General features: G+C 55.9%; 9 protein-coding genes and 3 pseudogenes. 4 read left to right on the top strand and 8 right to left on the bottom strand.

What is annotated here, in order from left to right; translation table 11 throughout:
• The first annotated feature begins 1 nt into the window (after position 1).
• Together OKW78_RS04935 and OKW78_RS04930 are read left to right on the top strand one after the other, a co-directional pair.
• Positions 2-460: a hypothetical protein gene (locus OKW78_RS04935; RefSeq protein ID WP_058365911.1), complete on the top strand. Its 459-nt coding sequence runs from the start codon at positions 2-4 to the stop codon at positions 458-460.
• Positions 457-1,695, top strand: coding sequence for a phage integrase SAM-like domain-containing protein (locus OKW78_RS04930; protein WP_144800126.1), 1,239 nt, complete (start codon positions 457-459; stop codon positions 1,693-1,695). The genes OKW78_RS04935 and OKW78_RS04930 overlap by 4 nt, the downstream gene beginning before the upstream one ends.
• Before the next feature lie 703 nt (positions 1,696-2,398).
• On the opposite strand, the gene OKW78_RS04925 is transcribed toward OKW78_RS04930, so the two are convergent.
• Positions 2,399-3,178, bottom strand: coding sequence for a hypothetical protein (locus OKW78_RS04925; RefSeq protein ID WP_058365910.1), 780 nt, complete (start codon positions 3,176-3,178; stop codon positions 2,399-2,401).
• A 102-nt stretch (positions 3,179-3,280) separates the two neighbouring features.
• Here OKW78_RS04925 and OKW78_RS04920 point away from each other — a divergent pair, with 102 nt between their 5' ends.
• Positions 3,281-3,691, top strand: a complete 411-nt coding sequence (locus OKW78_RS04920) for a CopG family ribbon-helix-helix protein (protein ID WP_058365909.1) — start codon at positions 3,281-3,283, stop codon at positions 3,689-3,691.
• Here the strand turns inward: OKW78_RS04920 and OKW78_RS04915 are convergent.
• The 4 genes and pseudogenes from OKW78_RS04915 to coxB form a co-directional block, all read right to left on the bottom strand.
• Positions 3,692-4,072: pseudogene (locus OKW78_RS04915) on the bottom strand (cation transporter dimerization domain-containing protein); the annotation flags it as partial.
• Between the two features lie 66 nt (positions 4,073-4,138).
• A pseudogene (locus OKW78_RS04910) lies at positions 4,139-4,969 on the bottom strand (IS5 family transposase).
• 102 nt (positions 4,970-5,071) lie between these two features.
• Positions 5,072-7,570: a cbb3-type cytochrome c oxidase subunit I gene (locus OKW78_RS04905; RefSeq protein ID WP_144800188.1), complete on the bottom strand. Its 2,499-nt coding sequence runs from the start codon at positions 7,568-7,570 to the stop codon at positions 5,072-5,074.
• Entirely contained in the window at positions 7,567-8,358 is a 792-nt protein-coding gene (gene coxB / locus OKW78_RS04900) for a cytochrome c oxidase subunit II (RefSeq protein WP_058365907.1), read from the bottom strand. The genes OKW78_RS04905 and coxB overlap by 4 nt, the downstream gene beginning before the upstream one ends.
• A 483-nt stretch (positions 8,359-8,841) precedes the next feature.
• Between coxB and OKW78_RS04895 the strand changes: the two genes are divergently transcribed.
• Positions 8,842-9,837, top strand: coding sequence for an arsenic resistance protein (locus tag OKW78_RS04895; RefSeq protein ID WP_144800187.1), 996 nt, complete (start codon positions 8,842-8,844; stop codon positions 9,835-9,837).
• A gap of 66 nt (positions 9,838-9,903) precedes the next feature.
• Here OKW78_RS04895 and OKW78_RS04890 read toward each other — a convergent pair whose 3' ends face one another.
• The 3 genes and pseudogenes from OKW78_RS04890 to OKW78_RS04880 form a co-directional block, all read right to left on the bottom strand.
• Positions 9,904-10,725: an IS5 family transposase gene (locus tag OKW78_RS04890; protein WP_080508277.1), complete on the bottom strand. Its 822-nt coding sequence runs from the start codon at positions 10,723-10,725 to the stop codon at positions 9,904-9,906.
• Positions 10,726-11,039: 314 nt separating this feature from the next.
• On the bottom strand, positions 11,040-12,665 hold the full coding sequence (locus OKW78_RS04885) for a DEAD/DEAH box helicase (RefSeq protein ID WP_281194155.1): 1,626 nt from the start codon (positions 12,663-12,665) through the stop codon (positions 11,040-11,042).
• Between the two features lie 25 nt (positions 12,666-12,690).
• A pseudogene (locus OKW78_RS04880) lies at positions 12,691-14,570 on the bottom strand (DUF1998 domain-containing protein); the annotation flags it as partial.

Here is a 14,570-nt window from a genome sequence, read left to right as displayed (position 1 = left end):
AATGTCGGTCCCGCATCCAGGTGGTGATCCGAACGCGAACCTCTACACCCAATTGAAGCGGGACGTCCTCGACCGTGTTCCCCAGATCACGGCCGTCGAGTACGTTCCTGACGATATCGAGGCCAAGCAGCTGCGGGCGATTTTCGATCCGGCCCGTCTGGATCCCCCGACAGGCCCTGATTCGCCGGAGCTGACCGTCAAGTGGTATCGGCAGGACCCTCACGATTGGTTCCGTATCAACTACACCGACCCGAACACGGGCTTTCACGCCGGCTGGCACCAGGACGAGGACCATCCCGATCTCGGACGGGCGCATTTCCAGTACTCAGTCGCCGATACGGAGGATCGCTGGGAGATTACATTCGAACACGAGACCCCTTCCCTGGTTCTCTGGGAAATCGTCGAAGAGCTCCTCGAGGACGTCCGTCCGACCTACCAGTACGCGAACGAGGAACCATGACACCCCGAGAACGCGCCGATCAGTCACTCAAGAATTTCTTCGAGCGCTACCTCCAGGATAAGGGGAAAGGCCGCGGTGGCGACGGCGGGAACTACCGACGTAACGCTGCACGCGAGCTCGAGCGGTTCGCCGAGTGGGCCGCCGGCGACCGCGGCGCCGACGACTGGACCGGGATCGTATCCGACGACGTCGACCAGGAGCCCACCTTCGAAGACCTCGATGAACGCGTCTTCCGGGAGTACGCCCGGCATCTCGCCGGCGATCGCGGGCTCAAACAGAATACCGTACAAACCTATTATCGCTATATCTCCGCGTGGTGCGGGTGGTGCGTCAACGAGGGATATCTCGAAGCCCATTACGCGCAGCGGGCGAGTGCGATGGCGCCGCTGCCGGAGGACGACGGTCGCAAGCCCGGTGATCAGCAGGCCTGGACGTCCGAGCAGCGCCACGCCCTGACCCGGTACGTCGACGAGCGAGCCCGTGACGCCATCGAGACGTTCACCACACTCCCGGGGGATACTGACCCTCTTGACAGACAGCGAGCGCGCTACGCGGCGCTGAAGGCGGCTCGTGACCGGGCGCTGGTGTTCGTTCTCGCGTACACCGCTGTCCGCGTCGGGGAACTGCTCCGGGATCCGAACGACCCACGCCGGCGCGGCGTCCGGTGGGAGGAAATTTCGCTCGACGACGGTAGTATGGATGTCTACCGGAAGAAGCAGCAATGGGACGCCGCCAGTCTCCCCGACCCAGTAATCTCTCCACTGCGGAGCTATCGAAGGCTGATGGACCCACCGACGGAACGCTGGCCGGTGTTCCCGACGTTCGACCAACGGACGCTCGCAGGACTCATCCAGGATGAGCTAGCCGAACGAGGGGAACTCCCGGAAGCAATTACTGAGCGCCGTGAAGAATACGCTCGCGATCTACTGCTGGCGCTCGATGAGGACATTCGGCCGCCGTCGATTACGACGGACGGCGCACGGACGATTCTCCAACGGCTCTCGGAGGCCGCAGAGGTCGATATCGACCACCCGAAACACGATTATCTCGCGCCCCACGGTGGTCGACGTGGAATGGGCGAGGTACTTGTCCGCGCGTTTGGGTACACGGTGGCGGCCCGGTATCTCGATAACTCCGAAGAGATGGTTCGAGAACGGTATTCACATATCGAGGCAGGGGAGTTAGGTGATGTTGCTACAGAAGCTCTGGAAGAGGTCGATTCGACTGAGCGCTAACTATACTAATCACTTTTCGATGAGATGCCTAAACGCGGAGAGTGTATTTTTCCCCTCCTCGGTAAGATCTACGTCCGTCCTTCGCCCCACGTCTTTGGTTTCAACGAAGCCCTTCTCGGTTATCATTCAGTGGATCACAGTCTCGTCGACCGCAACGTGATCCGGATTTACCCCATCGAGCGACTGGAGATCTGTCTTCAGTACCCAGTTGTGGATGGTTGACGGACAACGGTTGACCTCACCGTATGTTGTATAAAAACAATTTCCTATATTCACTTAAGCTAAATAGGGCACATACCGAGCTTCATCGCAGGTTTGGGTATTGCCTCGCGCTCCAGAAAATCTAACTCGAAGCAGTCGCTATCTCCTCGAGGCGTGCGATTTCGAGGAACCCGTAATCTCGGCAGGTTCATCATGGAAGACAGGGCTAACCAGCTGGATGAGAAACGTCGGTGCGAGGAACGTCGAAAGGAGTACTGTCACGTCTACAGCTCTGTTCGCGACGATCACCACGCGCAGTATTAGGAGGATCCACTCAGGGGCAACCCCGGAGCTCTCCTGTGCTTTCTCAAGTGTCTTTCGGACATCCACTCTTCGTATCACTTTCCGGAATTTCACTGCCAATTCTTTGGTGGACAGTGTCCGACCGACCGTCTACATAACCCTGCGATAGGCGCATCGTGGAAGTATAGATTCAGTCCTTTCAAAAGACCCCGAGGATGAACCCGATCCCCATCACGATGAGGATCGCTGCCGTAAATGTAGGGAGGTACTCGACATATCCTTCGAGCCGCTCTTCGTACCGCTCATAGCCGGCCACAAGCAGGAGAGTCACTCCGACGAGGGAGACGATGACGGCGAGCGAGTAGAGAAGCATCAACTCGAGACAGTATGCCGAGCCGGTACAGATGGCAATAATGTCAAACTCTTCGTTGTGTGTGAAGCCAAGCGCAAACGCGAGTGCAACCATCCCGTAGAGGCCACGCTCGGGCGTTTCGTCGACGCGACCGTGCGAGTGGTCGTGGCTGGACTCACCGACGAATGGGAGGGCGCGTCGAATGCGAGCCCCCCACGTGGACGTCTCTTCAGTGCGATGTGTGTGCTCGTGGTCGTCCGCGTGATCATGGGCGTGCTTATCTTCCTCTTCTTCTCCGTCGTGATTAAATCCAGTACCGTGGTCATGCCCGTTGAAATACTGCCAGATTCCGAGCCCGATAAGTAGCGCGCCCGCCACGTAATTCATCCAGCTGAGTTGTGTGAGCCCGAAGTACGAAAGCGCCCAGAAGTAGACCACCACCATCGCTATACTACTGATGAGGTGGCCGATCCCGAGGATGAGACTCGATGCAGCGCCGTAGAACCACTTGTTCGGTTTGTCGAGTGCATAGCTCGCCGCGATTGCCCACCCGTGGCCCGGGGCGAGCCCGTGAGAGAGCCCGAGCACACTCGCCCCGAGTGCAAGACCAAGTACTCCAGTCACCATATAGAAGAATACGAGACTGACGGACTGATAGGGGTTGTTATGGCCGATTCGGGGATCCCGTAATAATGAGTTTCATAGGCGTCCCCGGCTAACATTCCCTTAATGCGAACCAGCCTGAATATTCCCGGAGAAATTCTCGAGTCGTTCGACGAAACGTGGCAAGACGAAGGACTCGAATCGCGCTCGCGTGCTGTTCGGGAGGCGATCCAAGAGTATATAGAGCGTCATACCACCCTCGAAGGGCTTGACGGGACCGCAGTCGCTGCGCTCGCCTTCGACTACGAGCACACGCTCGTCATCGGGGATCTCCACACTGTCCAACACGAGTTTGATGATATCATCGGGACGACTCAGCATATGCATCATGGCGAGTGGTGTCTCGAAACAATCTTCTGTGAGGGGTCAGCTGGACGGATTCGCGAACTCGTCTACCAGCTTCGCGATTTCGACGCTGTGGGGAGAGTCAACGTAATGTTCCTTCAGCCGGACCACGATAATCAGACGGCCGACTGATTACACACCAGGAGTGTGGCGTATCTCTGTATTCGTGCGTTGGTCGTGGAGCTGGTCTCCGGATCCGTCAGACTCGACGGGTGAGCCGTCCTCGTCGGCGTCCTTCCACTCGTCCGTTCCTGCCGGATCAAGATGGACGTGTGCGTCGCCGACGGCGGGGAGATCTCGAAGCCTGTCGATAAGCACTGTTTCGATTTCGTGGGCAGTGCGAAGTGTGTAGTCTCCGGGAACCTCGACGTGGAGTTCAACTTCGAGATTAGCCCCCATATAGTAGACGGCAGTGTCGTGGACACCTTCGACGGCAGGGTGTTCACGAACGCAGTCTTCGACGCACTGTTGGACGCCGGCTGGCGGGGCTGCGCCAGACAGATACGTGACGTTCGCCCAGCAGATGACGGTCGTGTTAACTTAGACAGGCTGTGTTGAATCGCTGTAAGGCGTAGTGATTCACTGTTTAACGAAGCGCTTGATGTTATAGACGACACACATCAGAGCGATTTCTCGGAACTCACGAAACTACGTCTGCGCTCGCACGGCGAAGCCGAGCGAGCGCTTCACAGCCGAGTTCACGGTTTCGGTCATAGAGCGCTGATTGTAGCTGTTATCGTCAATTCTGGCGTTGTGTGCGTGGTCGTACGGAGCGAAGATACGGTGCTTGATCAGCGGTCTGATCCCGAGGTCGCGTAATCCTTCACGAAGCGATTGCTTGTCATAGCCTTTATCGGCCGCAAGAGACCGCAGATCGCCCGCGTTCCGGCGGGCGATCTGCTCAGCAAGGTCTGCGTCGCTTCCTTCCCGGTTCGTTGAGCAGTGAACGTCAAGGACGGCTTAAGACGCTGTATCGACTAATTTCGTGACTTTGAGCTTTTGAACGCGGTAGCTAATTCGCTGGCAGTAGTGGCGGCTCGCTGCTGAGCGTTCGTAGAACGTGGCGTCGATCGCGGCGTGTTCAGAGAGATCGTGCAGCTGCGCCGACTGGCGCAGCAGCACTCGACACACGCTCATACTGATCCGGTCGAACGCCTTACACAACGTGGACGGCGCTGGGAGATCGGCCGCGTTGAGGCCGATCTCTCCGGTTATTTGTGGCATTTCTTTGAGCAGGTCGATCGTAATGCGGTACGATGAATCGAGGTAAATCCGCAGACAGTGAAGGGAAACGAGTGCATAGTCGGCGAATCCGCCGCCACCTTCCGGGGCGGCAGATTCGCCTCCATCGCCAGTAACTCTTTGAGCAACCGGCACAACTTCCCCGATGAAGCGGGAGATTTGTGTCACAGGCAACCGGATCTTCCCGCTTCAACTCCTTTGATTTAGTGGCCTACCCCGCTGCTGTATGGTGATTCAACACAGTCAAATACGGTGACTCCGCCGCTGTCCTCAGAAGAGGTAGAACAGCGGGAAGATGAACACCCAGACGATGTCGACGAAGTGCCAGTAGAGGCCGAAGTACTCGATCGGCCGCTCGTCCTCTAAGTAGTGCCCCTGATACGCCCTGACGAACAGGAAGATGGCGATCACGAGGCCGATAACTACGTGGATCCCGTGGAGCCCCGTCGTCACGTAATAGATCGACGCCTGGATTGGGTCACCGTGGGCGTTCGCCGAAATCGTCACGCCCCGCTCGAAGATCTCTTTGTTCCACTCCCAGAGCTTGATACCCAGGAATGTGAACCCAAGCACTATCGTTGCGCCGAGTGACGCAAGCAGGCCCTGCCGGCTCTTCCGGCGAGCAGCGACCAGCGCCAAGATCACGGTGAACGATGAGGTGAGCAGCACGAACGTGTTGATCAGTCCCGGTAGTGGTTCGGCCAGTGGCTCCCACGTCATCCAGCCGGCGTTGTACCGGACGAAGATGGCCGCGGAGAGGAACGCGCCAAAGACGATCACGTCCGACGCGATGAAGAACCACATCCCCAGCTTGACTTTCTCGACACCTTCGAACGGCCACCGTTCGGCGAACTCGGTCGGTGGGGCATAGAAGTCCTCGAGGCTCCACTTCACCCCGGTCCAGACGAGTCCGACCAATCCGACAACGATGAGTATCGGGTATACCGGATTCGAGATCGTCACGCTCGTCGATGCGAGCGACTCGCCGACCTCGAAGACAACGTTATCGCGGAATCCGGTAAGCCCGAGGAACAACACACCAACTGCAAACGAGAGTGTGAGCGGCCATATGCTTGCGTGGCTCGGGTGCTTGTCCCAGTACGGGTACTCCTTGATGTGCTCGGAGTGGGTGTCACCACCGTCAGTCGCCCCGTTCCCGTTGGCGTCGGTCTTCACTGCCGGACCTCTGTCGGGCACATAATCCTTCACGAATTCGAGCTTGCCGGACGCGTAGGACGGCCGGTTTGGCCAGTTCTGGAGCGGCGGCGGTGAAGAGATGGCCCACTCGGCAGTCCGCGAGTAGTCCCACGGGTTGTCGCCGGCGGGCTCGCCGGAAACGTACGACTTCGCGAAGTTGTAGAACATGATGAAGAAGGAGAATCCGAGTACGAATGCACCGATCGTCCCGAACTGGTGATAGATCTGGAGTTCGGGGTTGTACTCGAAGACACGGCGCGGCGTCTCCCAGCCGAGGAACATCGAGAAGTAGACGGCGTTAAACCCGATGAAGAACAGCACGAAATGGATCTTCCCGAGGAGTTCATCGTACATCTTCCCGGTTATTTTCGGGAACCAGTAGTACGCAGCGCCGATCAGGGCTGTCGCCCCCCCGAACATCACGTAGTGGAAGTGCGCGACCACCCAGTAGGTGCCACGGAACTCGTAGTCGAGGACGATGGCGCCGAGGAACACTCCGGTGATGCCGCCGAGGATGAACAATAGTAGCGCCCCGAACGCGAAGAGGAACGGTGTCGTGAACTGTATTCGTCCCTTGATGAGCGTGTAGATCAGCGAGAACACGATCAGGTCGAAGGGTAAGGAGATCCCGATAGTGGTCGCCATCATCAGCGTCTTGATCTCCAGGTTGATCGTCGTCAGGAACATGTGATGCATCCATACGAGGAACGACTGGACGGAGACAAGACAGATGGCGATGATCACCCACTTCCGTCCGACGAGCCGGCGCCCTGAGAACGTCTGGAACAGCTCCAACATCGCACCGAGAGCCGGGAAGAAGACGATGTACACCTCCGGATGGCCGAAGAACCAGAACAGGTGGCCCCATAGCAGGGACCCGCCCTCTGTTGCGGAGAAGTACACCGACCCAAGCACGCGGTCGGACGCGAGGATGAGTCCCGCAGCGAGCAATGCAGCGAACGCGAACAGCATCATCCACACGGTCGCGAGGATGGTCCAGGTAAACATCGGCATATCCATGATCCCCATTCCTTCGGCACGCGAGTGATGAATAGACACGAGGAAATTCACCGACGAGGCGGTGACTCCGATGGTGAACATCGCGAGTGCCAGTATCGCTCCCGTTGAGCCGATACTCGGTGTGTACGCGGGTATGTTGAGCGGAGCGTATATCGTCCAGCCAGCGCTCAGCGTGCCGCCCTGGAAGAAGCTGATTGACAACAGTACGCCGGAGAACAGGTACATCCAATAGGAGAGCGCGTTAAGCCGTGGGAACGCAAGGTCGTCGGCACCGATCTGGAGCGGCACGAAGTAGTTTGCAAAGCCGAAGGCAAACGGGGAGAGGAACCAGAACACCATTATCAGTCCGTGGGCCGTGACGGCCTCGTTGTACGCGAGCCCAGACAGGATCTGATTCATCGGGTCCCAGAGCTGGACACGGATCAGCAGCGCAAGGACACCGCCGAACAGTAGGAAGAACAGGGCAGTAATCGTGTATAGGATGCCGATGTCCTTGTGGTTGGTCGTGACGAGCCATCGTTTGACGGAAGTCGTTGGCGGGAGTTCGCTCATGCGGGGGCACCTCGAATGACTGCGTTGTCAACGCTGGAGGCATTTCCGGCGCCAGCGCTGTCGACACTAGAAGTGTTTTCACCTTGGGTTCCAGCATACCATTCTTCCCACTCGTCTTGCGGGAGCACCGTGATTTGACCAGTCATCGCAGAGTGGCCCGCGCCGCAGAGTTCGAAGCACTCGACTCGGTAAGTTGCTTCGCCACCCTGTGCTTCAACGTCCTCGGAACTCACGGAGAACCAGGTACTACTGTACTCTCCGGGGATGGCGTCGGATTTTATCCGTAACTCCGACGAGCCGAAGTTGTGCCACACGTCGCGTGAAGTCACGTTGAGGTCGATCCGCTGATCGGCCGGAACGATCATCTCGCCCCTCGTGGAGTAACCGTTCGGATAGATGTACTCCCAACCGAACTGGTACCCCTCGACGGTGATTTCGATATTCCCCGCGTCGCTCGTGTCTGGACCCTCTTCGACGTAGAGGAGGAGTCCGTACGCGTACACGACAAGGCTGATGACGACGATCGCGCTCAATCCGAACGACAGGAAGAGCTTCTTCGCTTTCGGACCGCCCTGTCCGGTCGGGAGTTCACCGACGATCGGCGCGTCAAAGTCCTCCTTCGGTTCACTGCCGTCGTCGCGATATTTGAACACGTTCCACAGCGTGTACGCGACGACGATTGTGCCGACGAGCGTACCGAGCGCGAGGAAGACGAAGAAGATCTCGTCGAAGACCTCCGCCTGCGCGCGCCAGTCGCTCCCCTGTTGCAGGATAATTGGATCTATCATGTTTGCCTTTCGACTCTTGCGCGCCCCTTCACGAGGGTACACTTATTATTTTGTATCGTCCGGCTAGAATGGCCGCACCGAACTCTCGGACGAGACGTTACGGCGACGCCGACAGAGCAAGATTGTAACAGACGATTTGCGCAATCAGACACGCATCCGAAACCGAGACAGATACCCTTCCGTCGCGCGTTCGATATGACTGTATTCCAGCTCATGAACGACGTTCCAACTGTATCAACGACCACCATTTCGACGCGGTCGCCATCGACGAGAGCCTCCACGTGTCTCCTTCTCTCCCCCTCGGTTTTGCGCTCGTGGGATCTTCTGCAGTTGAGACTAATTCACTCGCTACATATGGACCAGAAATGGCCAGTGACTGTCTCACGTTGTCACAAAATTGTCTATTGTATTCCCAATCTATCTCTTTAGTGTCATTACAATAAGCAACATCCTTAGGATGGCTCCCGACACAGACGCAACAGAATGGATTTCGTCGAGAAGTACCAGAGTGTATTCGTTATTATTGCGATTCTGAGTGGGTTAGTGCTCGGTCAGATCGCTGGTGTTCCGCCGATTGCGGACTCACTCATTCTCCCGTTCTTGATGGTGATGCTGTTCGCCGCGTTCACCGGAATCCCACTCTCTCGCCTCCGGGCAGCGTTCGGAAATCGTCGTGTAGTCGGGTCTAGTCTTCTGGTCAATTTCATCTGGAGTCCGCTGTTAGCGGTGGCACTCGGCGCGGTTTTCCTTCGAGATCACCCTGCCCTGTGGGTCGGACTCATCATGCTGATGGTGACACCATGTACGGATTGGTATCTCATTTTCACCGATATTGCGGACGGAGATGTTCCGCTGGCTACCTCTATTCTCCCGTACAACCTCGTTCTCCAGTTGATACTGCTTCCACTCTACTTGTACGTCTTCGCGGGCGAACTGGTCGCGTTACCGATGGAGCTGCTGATCGAAAGCGTCGTTCTCGTACTCGTCGTCCCGCTTGTGGTTGGTGGACTTGCTCGGTGGGCATTGACCCGACAAAAGGGGACGCAGTGGTTCAAGCAGCACTTCCTGCCGAAATTGAGTCCGCTCCAGATTATTTTCCTCAGTCTCGCCATCGGCGCAATGTTCGCTTCGCAGGGGGAGCTAATCCTCGAAAACCCCGGATTACTTGCTCTTCTCGCGGTTCCCGTTCTCGTCTTCTATGCGATCAATCTCGGCATCGGGTTTGGCGTCGGACAAGTACTCTCGTTCTCCTACAAGGAGATGGTCTGTTTCAACAACACGATCCTCTCACGGAACTCACCGACGGCCCTCGCAATTGCCGTCGTCGCGTTCCCGAACGAGCCGCTCATCCCGCTCGCACTGGTTATTGGGCCGCTGTTGGAACTTCCGCTGTTAGGCTTCATTGCACAAATCCATTTGGCGATCCGAAACCGCGAGTGGTGGCCGTTTGATCCAGCAACGGTGTTTAGCAGAGACTGAATGAAGACTGGCAAGAATCATTACTCCCTGATCCTGAGCGGTCTGTGAATCATATGTCTTGACCACTCAGAGTGATCGGTCGATGTTGTGACTGAGACAAGCGATGGTGAGTTCACGGAACTGCTTCCACCATCGTCGTGAGCGGACGAACGCACCGTACTTCCGCTTGAGCGTAGAGTTGACTGTCTCGGATTGACTCCGCTGGCCATAGAGATCAGCATCTAAGCGCGCGTTCCATGCCTTATGGAGCGATGTGAACTCACGATGCTTGATCAGTGGACGAACCTCGTGTTGACGAGCAAGCCGCCTGATCTTCTGGTCGTCGTAGCCCTTGTCACCGAGCAGAATGTCGATATTCTCGGGATTGCGTTTGATCAGTGACGGCGCAACCTGGCTATCGTGTTTCCGGGTCGTCGTCACGTGTAAATCTAGGATTGCGTTCACCTTCGCATCGACCAGCAGCGTCACTTTGAGCTGCTGAATCGTGAGCTCGGCGCGTTTCGTGTAGTGTTTCGAAGCGTGACTGCGGTCGAACCCTGATGCATCAACTCCAACAACTCCGCTCGTCGGAAGTAGCGTCGCTGAGAGAGTCAATATGATACGCCATACGGTCATATCAAGTCGATTGAACGCCTTACAGAGCGTTGAAGGAGTAGGAAGTTCAGCTAATCCAAGAGCTCGACGGATGCGTGGCATCTCGATCAGTTCGTCAAGCAAGCCACGGTAGGTTGTGTTCTTTTGAACTTTGAGACACAACAGAACAACGTGTTGGGGAAGTGTATAGCGGTGTTTAGAAAATTTCGAGGAGTATCGGGAGACCGCTCGACGCGCCAGATGGATCGCCTTCTCAGCAAAACGGAGAATCTGCGACTTCGGGAGGGCCTTCATTTCGTCGAATTACAGGCTAAACATGTAACTCTTTGAGGATTTCAACAGAGCCGCGGCGCTGTATCCCCTCCTTACTCGCTCCCTTCGGTCGCTCGTTGAGGAAGGGGCCATTCGTCTTTAGTTAAGCCCAGTAGTAATACTTGAGTTTAAATTATGTCTAAGAGTATTAGATGTAGTAGAAATCACGGCTGAGATTCTGTTGTTGCTGATATCGAACGACAAGCAACCCTCAAAACCGCCATTTTCCACCTATTGCCGGCACGAACGTGTCGAATCTGGATCGAATATGAAGCTACTAAGTATTACTAAGAGTATTAACTAAAGACGAATGACAGCGCGAGTTTCGTCACAAAGTGGTGATCGCACTCGCCACACGTGGATTGCGGAGTGTCGTAGACTGTCCCGCAGTTGATGCAGGTGTAGTACCCATCGAGTGGCCAGCTGAAAAGGTGGGCCCGCCGTTCGAGTATTCCAGCGACCTTACCTATCGTCATGAAATTCTCGACGACGGTCCCCGCCTCCCGTTCGGTAATGTTCGTGGCGTCGATTAGGCGTCTCCGTAGTTCATCGGGCCGGAGTGGTTTGTCGTATAACGTTGCGTAAATCCCTCTGACGAAATCCAGATCGTCCCCCTCACCGGAAACGAGAAGATCGTAGAGCGAACTGGCGATGTCCGCCTCCTCAGCATCTTGGTTGATGTCCGCAGCTTCTAAAGCCGCTTTTGCAGTCGCGGATTCTCCAGACAATAACTCATTTACTGATAACGCCTCCGTAGTGAATTCCGACGGGATATCTTTGGGAAGGCGAGCGGAGATCGTTCGCTCATCTTCTTCAACGACTTCGATATCCGGATCGACAAACGGGTTGATCCGCTGGAAAATAGTGAGTTTGTTCTCAACAGTTGCGCTTGCGCCAATGATCGTGAGATCGTCATCGTCTTCGCTCTGGTGGTCGTTAAGGGTCTGTCTCTCACGGATGTACCTACGCATCAACGCTGCAGTAAACGAGCCAAAGAGCTCCGAATACTCGTGGATCTCGTCGAATACAAAGTACTTCGGTTCGGCCACAAATCGGTGCTGTTCTTCGTCTTCGTTGATATTGAACAGCCTGTAGTTGATCGTATCAGGGTTCGTCAACAGAATATCGGCAGGACTTTCGACGATTGCGTCGCGTGTGATCTTGATGAAATCGAACGTGAGATCATCCTCATGCTCTTGTAACGGTTCCACCACAAACGACTCGTCGGATCTCTGACGAACGGTCAACGACGAATCACAGTTACCACACGGGCAGTCGAAGTACTGGAACGTGGTCTGAAGGTATGCCAACTCATCAGGGTCACGTCTCTTCGTGTCTCCGTCGTAGATCCCGACGGTAATCTCTCTGTCAGAGTCCCGCTCGCGGTTAAGAGTGAACAAATAGTCGATAAGCCGCTTCAACTGATCCTGAGCTAGCGCTTTAGTCGGATACGTCAGCACACACTTGACGCTGTCTGGTGGATGAGCGTCGTGCCCGCCATCTTTGGCTTCGCAGATAAACTGGAGTATCGGGATGAGCCATCCTTCCGTTTTCCCTCGGCCGGTTCCCGCGGTCAATAGCGTATGGTGGTCTTCACGGATCGCCTCGATGGAGTCTTCCTGAAATTCAAAGAGATGTCGAAATCCTGCCTCGCGGAACGTGTTCGTTATATCCGGGTGTAGGCCGTGCTCGTCGGAGAAATCTCTCCACGTCGTGTCACTCATTCGGGGCAGATCAAGGACCTGAAGATAGGGACCCTTCGTACGGATGAACTCAGGAAGTTCGTCTTCCAACGAACCTCCACCGTCGTTGTGATAGCGGGATAGGAGATTCTTGACCGCTCGCTGTGGTTGCGAACCGGCGTAGTGTTCAGCGTACGATTCACGTGCTGTGTCAGCGAGTTCAAGTGGGTCGAATTCCATCGGTGGCAATTTGTGTGGGATGTGTTCAGTCGTCGTTCTGTGCGTCTACGTCTCGTTGCTCGATCGGTCGAATCGACAGTTCTCCCTCGTCAAGAACGGTCTGTAGCCGCTGTCGATCGAACAGCTGCTGGTCATTCCTGACATCGCAGCCGTACTGATACAGACACGAGGGACATCCATCGTCACAGTCACAGTCGAATTGCTCCCCCATAAGATCGGCTGCGCGACGGAAAGCCCGGTACTGGCTTCCGGTTCGTTCAAACACCAACTTTGTGACATCGGAACCCCCTTCTTGGGACTCGAACACGTCGACGTGCTCCTCACCGACGTATTCCGATAGTTCTCTGATGTTGACACCACCAAGGTACTGGAGTGCGACTCGGAGACCGTGCGCGAGAGTGTGGGATAGTTCTAAGTCGTCGACGTCGACGCGGATCCCCTGTGTTTCGTACTGGTATCCGAGCCGAACGAACTCCGAGCTTGCGCCCCGACCACTCGGGAAGTGTTCCGGGTCTGCACTACACCGCCTCGTATCGGTACTGTCTCGGTAGATTATCCCAGGACAATTCTCTTCACCGCACACCTCGAAGAGCGACTCTCTCGCATCAACCTCACCAGATTTGTACTTTGTTCGGTAATTTTCTGTGTGTAGGAGGACGGAGTAATCTCCGTACGTAAGCGTTCCGAGCACGTCTCCGTCTTCAGATAGCAATTCGTACGCTTGGTCGGCGTCGAATGAGAGTATCGAGGTTTCCCGCTCCGAGTACGTATTCTGTATCTCCTTGTTCGGTTCTTGGTGGAGGTAACGTGCTTCCTCCCCGTTCGAGGTCAACTTGAGATTATCGTGATACGCGTCGACGGAGTCCAGCACAACGAGGCGACGTCGCTTCAGCGCCACTTCGTTATCACAGCTACAACTGTTGGTATCTAACGGGTGTGACGCGTGACATGCGGGACACACGAGTTCATCGGCGAGTTGCGTGTTGTCCGTCAAATTCATGACCGTTTCACGGAGGTCCGATCCGGCTTTGTCGGCAAATCGAACCCGTGAGACGGTGTATGTCTCCCCGTCGTCCAAGTAGGTGGCTCCGGGGTGCAGTTCCGACAGCGCCATCCTCATCGCACGTCCGCTACTCTGGTCGCCGACGTTTTGACGGTCGTAATCTTCGTCGACGAGCGTTAGTCCCGCCGTGGTGGCGACACTCCGCATCGAGAAGTCGTACTTGCTCTCACGGGATTCTTTGAGGAAGTCGAAGTAACTTGTCCCCACCAGCTCAGATAGGTGTTCATCAAGGACGTCGATCCGCTCTTTGAGACCACGACGCTCACGCATGATTTCCCCGCGCTCATCAGAGCTGGCTCGCTGCTGCTCCCGTCGGAGCTCTCGGTCTCTACGAGAGAGTTCAGCCAGTTCGTCCTCCAGAGATGCCTCATATTCTCGGTAAGCGGTGATATATCGTTCATCGAATTTTGAGAGGGCATCATCAATGAGGTGGGAGAATCGGTTCTGTGCGTTTAGTAATTCTCCCTCACAGTCATCCCGTTCGCAGGACTTCCGATCTGTATCTGGACTGTATTTTCGCTCGCACTCCTCGCAATACTGGTATTCGAGAAGCGAGTTGAGATACTCGCTGATCTCTGGTTCGTGGTCGGAAACGATCTCACCCAGTACCGAGATCTTCGAGTTTTCGTCAGAAAGCGAGAGGTTATCCGCGGACAGGGACATTACGTGGGTCAGCTTACTGTTGTCGTTCAGTTCAGTCTCGTTTAGGGTTCCTCTCTGGTGGTACGTGTCCCCGCCGTCGACGGAACGTGCCTTTCCATGATGACTGACGTCCCAAGGAATCGTGAAGTGGGCAGCGATGTAATCGAATATCGCCCAAGACAGGGAAATCCGTAACACTT

Origin of the sequence: Halorubrum sp. F4 (assembly GCF_027257195.1) — an archaeon.
Lineage (GTDB): Archaea > Halobacteriota > Halobacteria > Halobacteriales > Haloferacaceae > Halorubrum.
The sequence above is the reverse complement of the archived record's forward strand: the minus strand, read 5'-3'. Positions and strand labels throughout refer to the sequence as shown.

What these genes read in the sequence shown, in the direction of transcription:
- OKW78_RS04935 (WP_058365911.1), top strand. Translation starts at nt 2, where the DNA reads ATGTCGGTCCCGCATCCAGGTGGTGATCCGAACGCGAACCTCTACACC.
- OKW78_RS04930 (WP_144800126.1), top strand. Translation starts at nt 457, where the DNA reads ATGACACCCCGAGAACGCGCCGATCAGTCACTCAAGAATTTCTTCGAG.
- OKW78_RS04925 (WP_058365910.1), bottom strand. Translation starts at nt 3,178, where the DNA reads ATGGTGACTGGAGTACTTGGTCTTGCACTCGGGGCGAGTGTGCTCGGG.
- OKW78_RS04920 (WP_058365909.1), top strand. Translation starts at nt 3,281, where the DNA reads ATGCGAACCAGCCTGAATATTCCCGGAGAAATTCTCGAGTCGTTCGAC.
- OKW78_RS04905 (WP_144800188.1), bottom strand. Translation starts at nt 7,570, where the DNA reads ATGAGCGAACTCCCGCCAACGACTTCCGTCAAACGATGGCTCGTCACG.
- coxB (WP_058365907.1), bottom strand. Translation starts at nt 8,358, where the DNA reads ATGATAGATCCAATTATCCTGCAACAGGGGAGCGACTGGCGCGCGCAG.
- OKW78_RS04895 (WP_144800187.1), top strand. Translation starts at nt 8,842, where the DNA reads ATGGATTTCGTCGAGAAGTACCAGAGTGTATTCGTTATTATTGCGATT.
- OKW78_RS04890 (WP_080508277.1), bottom strand. Translation starts at nt 10,725, where the DNA reads ATGAAGGCCCTCCCGAAGTCGCAGATTCTCCGTTTTGCTGAGAAGGCG.
- OKW78_RS04885 (WP_281194155.1), bottom strand. Translation starts at nt 12,665, where the DNA reads ATGGAATTCGACCCACTTGAACTCGCTGACACAGCACGTGAATCGTAC.